Raw genomic sequence first — 5,337 nt, forward strand, 5'->3', positions numbered from 1 at the left:
AGGGACGGCTTTTAACTTGTCTTTGATACCAGGCGATACCTTGAAACAAACTGGGTCTTTATCAAAAGGTTGTTCACTTGTAAACCCTAATTTGTGTTTTTTCTGGAATGGCATTGCTCTTTTTTCTCTATATTGATATACTAATATATTATTCGCATAAAAGGTCGAAACAATGCTTTTATCCATCAAAACAAAATTAAAACTAAGTAAAAACCAAGAAACCATCATGAGAAGCGCTAGCTAGGGCAGTGTGTTGTGCCTCTGTTTATGAGCCAAAAGCTTCCAGCCTGTCAGGCTTGATATTATATGAGTGCTAAATTCACAAATTTGTACTTATAACTAAATCGAGAGAGCGAGTTGAATCATTAAACTCGCTCTGCATGAATTTATATGTAAATGAGTAGAAAACCGTGCAGCTAATTTCCCTATCTATCAACCTTTGTAAAAGGCATTGATGTGACATAAGTCGATTCTCCTGAATGAACTACTCACAACTAAGCCGTCTCTAGCCAATCATAAATTTGTTCTAACTGTTCGAGAGTAATTAATCCATATTGCCAAAGAATCATTGGCAAAGGACCTGGGTCTTGTTCTCGGTGACGAAGAGCAACCGCTAGCGAAGCCGTAGAAATTGCTAAATCGTCTTGTAAAAAACGAATAAGTCGAGGATATGTTGATGGTGTCATTTGGATCTCACCTCCTGAGGTAAAGTATATTTTAATACATTTATTGCACGTTTTCTGTAGCCTAGAAGCCGTATTTTATTTGGAACTGCCTTGTTACCTAATTAACACCCCAACACAGTTGATATCGGTGTTCCTTTAACAAAGCCTTTTGTTAAAAGCATTCGGTAAATATAAATTTTAGCGCTTCTTGCTTACTTAATTTTCAACTAGCGCTTTGATGTCGTGAAATTTATTTAATCATTTTTACTGTAGTGCTTTAATTGATTACACCTGTAGTAAGAAAGATTCCATAGTTATACTCTCTTATTAACGACTATTTACACGTACACCAAAAGGAATATTTTTTGCCATCAAATGTTAAAATTGCTATTTTGCGCTGGAAATAGCTTAATTTTGTGATGATTAGCATGTTTATAAAATATTAGGTCAAAAGTAATTTTTTTACTAGACCATGTGATGCTTTTTTTACTAAAACTTTAACATTGATATTTTTCCTTGTAGCGTAATTAGGCTTACTAAAACCTCTATCTCCGGGAAGAACCGGAGTTGAGGAATTCAATTTTAACACGATCGCTCACTTTTAAACTTAATTCAGCGGCACGTCCAGAACGCAGTTCAATTACCGTGTCAATTAATGTCCCAGGACCATAACTAGGACAAGGATCGGCAGTACACGGGGGTACACCAGTTGCGATATATTGCACTACCCCCTGACGCAGAAAGACCATATCTAAGGGTATAAGAGTATTCTTCATCCAGAAACGGACTGGTTGCGCGTCACGAAACTGAAACAGCATTCCCCTGTCGGAAGGCAAAACCTTGCGATACATCAACCCAATTTCTTGCTCTTGGGGTGTCCGCGCTACCTCCAAATTAATTTTTGTGCCATTAGGAACAATCGCAACACCAGAAATCGGTAGTGTTTGACCAGAAGGCGCTGAGGCTGATAATTGAGAATCGAGGGTAGTGTTGGGGGGTTTAGCTGGTGTTGGTTCAGAACAGCTTATCAGCACAACACTTAGAAGCATTGGTAGTAAAATTAGCCAACGAATCATAGAATTTTAATTGGTTGATAGTTGATGGTTGGAGCGTTGATGGTTGGAGCGTTGATGGTTGGAGCGTTGGAGCGTTGTTGGTTGCTGGTTGTTGGTTAAATTTCCGACTATCCACTATCCACTAACCACTCTCCACTATCTACCATCCACTAACCCCTAACTATTTACGATTCTCGTAACACGTATCCTACACCGCGCACTGTTTGAATCAGGCGCTTTTGACCTTCTTCTTCGATTTTGAGACGCAAGTAGCGAATATACACTTCGATGACATTAGATTCGCCCATAAAGTCGTAACCCCAAACATTTTCGAGAATTTGTTCGCGGGTTAATACTTCACGGGGATGTTCCATTAAATACTTTAAGAGTTCAAATTCTTTCATTGTCAAGTCAATTGTACGCCCGTTGTGTATAGCGCGACGGGTTGCTATATCTAAAATCAAATCTCCAAACCGTAACTGTTCTGAAGTATCAACATCTGGTTTTAAATAAAGACGAATCAACTTTAAAAAGTCTTCTGAGCGGTAAGGCTTGAGGAAGTAATCATCCGCTCCCGCTTCTAGGCAAGCAACACGGTCATCGATTGTATCGCGTGCCATTAGCACTAGCACGGACGATCGCATTCCGGCATTTCTCAGATTTTTGCACAAAGAGAGTCCAGATTCTCCTGTGAGCATTCGGTCTACAACTATTAAAGCCGGTTGGCGATCGCGGCAGTATTGAAAACCACTGTTCGCATCATGAGCCACAATTGGTTCGTAGCCAGCTTCTTGCAAATCACAAGTCAGTTGATTTGCTAGATTCTCGTCGCTTTCAATCACCAAAACACAATCTTTGTGAGCAAGCGTCATATTAATACGTGGAGTTTTGATTTGGGATTCAGTAATATAATGTGCTGTCGAACGTCTGTACATCAGGTCAAAGTTTAATTTACGTGTTTTTGATGATAGAGCAATCTGAGTTGGGCACTTTGTCTACCATGTTGAACGCACGTTCAAGTATCGGCGATTAAATTCGCAGATGCAACAATTTTAATAACTTATTTAAAATTACAGGGGATTAGGGATTAGGGACGCTTGGATTAGGAAGAGTCTTTTTGTGATTTTTTTCCCACTCACCAGTCCAAGCGTCCCCACTCACCAGTCACCAATTAAGGTAATTCTACCGAGGTTGGTTTAGCGATGTGTGGTAGACCCCAACCTAATTTTTCTCGTAAAATGCGGAAAAACTCTGGTGGTTGCAAGCGAATAAATCGTGCCGTATATTGCGATCGCTCTAAATATACCCGATCCTGTGGCAGAACATAGCACCCCCCGTTACCATCCACCACCATTACCAAACGAGGAATATTTACTGGGTAGACGTTTACTGGCTCGCTATCAGGAAACACCAACGCCCTAGAAGCCAGAGAATGAGGGCAAATCGGCACTAATTGCAACACAGGTACGCCTGGAGTTACCACCGGTCCTCCTGCACTCAACGAATAAGCTGTAGAACCCGTTGGTGTAGAAATAATCACACCATCTGCGGCAATATCTACTGGCGCATGATGTCCTATGACAATTTCAAAATGACACATCGAAGTTAGCGGTTCTCGATGCAGTACCATTTCATTCAAGCAGAGGGCTTCCCACAACACCGACTCTCCCCGAAACACTTTGACGGTAAGCATTACCCGCTCTTCAATTTCATACTCACCCAGAATCAACTGTTCTATTGCTTCGGGCAATTGATTGAGGTAAGCCTCAGTCAAAAACCCCATATGACCGGTATTCACCGCTAACAATGGAATGCCACAGGGGGCAACTTGGCGAGAGGCTGCCAAAACAGTCCCATCTCCTCCTAACACCACGACAAACTTCATTTCTGAGTCAAAACCAGGGGGTGTCAGACCCTCAATTGGCGTGTGGCATACAGGACTCTCTGGGTTAGAGTAGCCCAGCATACCACCGATACCCGCTGTGACGTAGACATCCCAACCGGCTGCGGTTAGCTTGTCTTGCAGTTCGATAGCGACACGACTCGCTATCGGTTTAACGTCGTTGTAAATAATGCCTGCTTTCGGCACATTCAAATATCCAACTTGCTTGCGATGCTTTATATTATGTTAATCGTGACACATTTTGGACAATGTGGTAAGAGGGAATTGGGAAAAAGGGCATTGGGAAAAAGGGTATTGGGCAGTCAAAAAATCAAGATAATTACTTTTGACTCCCGACTTTTGACTCCCGACTCCTAAATCCTGACTCCCGACTCCCGACTTTTGCTCGTAACTCTTAACTAATTTGAAGTCTTTTTAAAGGGGCTTCTTTTTTCCTTCTTCTTTTTGGCTTTAGTTTTTTCGTAGTCTATTTCTTTAAGCTTTTTCATAATTCGGCTGAAGTACTCTTGCAGGTAGCTTTCCAAGGTGGTGGTTTCTTGTTGGTCTAACCCAAAGACTTTGTATACTTCATCCATTGAGGCATTTAGCGGTTTACCACTTGCCAATACTTCTGTAAACGACAGTCTGTCAGCCACATTCCACCCCCACTGAAAGAACCGCGTTATGTTCCGCACTCCTCGCAGTAAGTTTAATGGCATCCGGGTTATTTTGGCATCTTTTCCAGACAAGCGTTCGCACAGGCTAATGATTTCCGGAGCACTCCAAGCGCGAGTACCCACCACGGGAAAAGCAAGATTTTCTGTTTCTGGGACGCTCAAAGCGCGGATAGCAAATTTAGCAATGTCTTGAGTGTCCATGTAAGCGATGGGGGAAGATCCACCCGTTACCCAAACTGGTTGTCCTTCCAAAATCGGAATTCCATATTGACCGATTAACCCTTGCATAAAGCCAGCCAGCTGCAAAATAGTATAATTTAAGCCAGACTCAGCCAAAAAGAGTTCTGTACACCGCTTAATTTCCATCAAGGGTACTTCTGGATATTTGTCGGCATCGAGAATGGAAAAGAAGATAAAACGCTTTACACCCGCAGCCTGAGCCGCTTGAATTAATGCTACCTTGCCATCCCAGTCTACTTGTTTGATACTCAGTGAGTCGGTAGGACGAGATGTTGAGGCATCAATGACTGCGGTTACACCTTCAAGTGCGGCTGTGAGGCTTTGAGGATAACACAAGTCTCCTGGTACGAGTTCTGCGCCCCATTCTTTTAGAAATGCAGCTTTTTTGGCACTCCGGACAAGACAACGTACTTTATAACCTTCATCGATCGCACGACGAGCCACTTGTCTTCCCAAGGTGCCACTGGCACCGACGATTAATAATGTCATGGGGCTTTGTAAAAAATCTTAAAGTTTTATTAATAGAATCTTATCAGACTCGATATGCAAACAAAAGTTTACAATATTTTTAAGAAACTCATCTGGTGGGAGAGACTTTTTTGTTGCTCTCCCCTGTGAATATCCGCTACTTAGAACGATTATTCTGGTTCTGCGCCCTGAATTTTTAGCAACAATACACCCAAACCCCAGCCTATGAAGATTAAAGCGTTGGGTAATAACGCTGCTGCCACAATTTCGCTCATTGGTCTAGTTCTCCTGTTGCGAATGGTTAATCTATATAAACTCAGTCTACCAGAAGGGCTGGGGACTGGGGACAA

Annotated in this window: 7 protein-coding genes; all 7 read right to left on the reverse strand. The window is 42.2% G+C overall.

Features of this window, described 5'->3' with window-relative positions:
- On the reverse strand, positions 1-228 hold a 228-nt coding region (locus tag OGM63_RS09730), incomplete at its 3' end, for a hypothetical protein (RefSeq protein ID WP_318528439.1).
- A 266-nt stretch (positions 229-494) separates the two neighbouring features.
- Positions 495-686, reverse strand: coding sequence for a DUF2949 domain-containing protein (locus OGM63_RS09735; RefSeq protein WP_039753103.1), 192 nt, complete (start codon positions 684-686; stop codon positions 495-497).
- Positions 687-1,210: 524 nt separating this feature from the next.
- Complete coding sequence (locus OGM63_RS09740) at positions 1,211-1,741, reverse strand: DUF192 domain-containing protein (RefSeq protein ID WP_263745315.1); 531 nt, start codon at positions 1,739-1,741, stop codon at positions 1,211-1,213.
- A 164-nt stretch (positions 1,742-1,905) separates the two neighbouring features.
- Positions 1,906-2,592 carry a response regulator transcription factor NblR gene (gene nblR, locus OGM63_RS09745; protein WP_263745318.1) on the reverse strand — a complete coding sequence of 229 codons (687 nt, stop codon included), beginning with the start codon at positions 2,590-2,592 and terminating at the stop codon, positions 1,906-1,908.
- Positions 2,593-2,891: 299 nt separating this feature from the next.
- A complete protein-coding gene (locus OGM63_RS09750; protein WP_263745319.1) occupies positions 2,892-3,809 on the reverse strand; it encodes an NAD(+) kinase in 918 nt (305 codons plus the stop codon).
- Between the two features lie 212 nt (positions 3,810-4,021).
- Complete coding sequence (locus OGM63_RS09755) at positions 4,022-5,008, reverse strand: SDR family oxidoreductase (RefSeq protein WP_263745316.1); 987 nt, start codon at positions 5,006-5,008, stop codon at positions 4,022-4,024.
- A 149-nt stretch (positions 5,009-5,157) separates the two neighbouring features.
- The coding region (gene petM / locus OGM63_RS09760; RefSeq protein WP_263745317.1) for a cytochrome b6-f complex subunit PetM at positions 5,158-5,337 on the reverse strand (180 nt) is incomplete at its 5' end.

The organism is Plectonema radiosum NIES-515, assembly GCF_025753815.1.
GTDB lineage: Bacteria > Cyanobacteriota > Cyanobacteriia > Cyanobacteriales > Nostocaceae > Hassallia > Hassallia radiosum_A.

Coding starts and splice junctions, on each gene's coding strand:
- OGM63_RS09735 (WP_039753103.1), bottom strand. CDS start 686: ATGACACCATCAACATATCCTCGACTTATTCGTTTTTTACAAGACGAT.
- OGM63_RS09740 (WP_263745315.1), bottom strand. CDS start 1,741: ATGATTCGTTGGCTAATTTTACTACCAATGCTTCTAAGTGTTGTGCTG.
- nblR (WP_263745318.1), bottom strand. CDS start 2,592: ATGACGCTTGCTCACAAAGATTGTGTTTTGGTGATTGAAAGCGACGAG.
- OGM63_RS09755 (WP_263745316.1), bottom strand. CDS start 5,008: ATGACATTATTAATCGTCGGTGCCAGTGGCACCTTGGGAAGACAAGTG.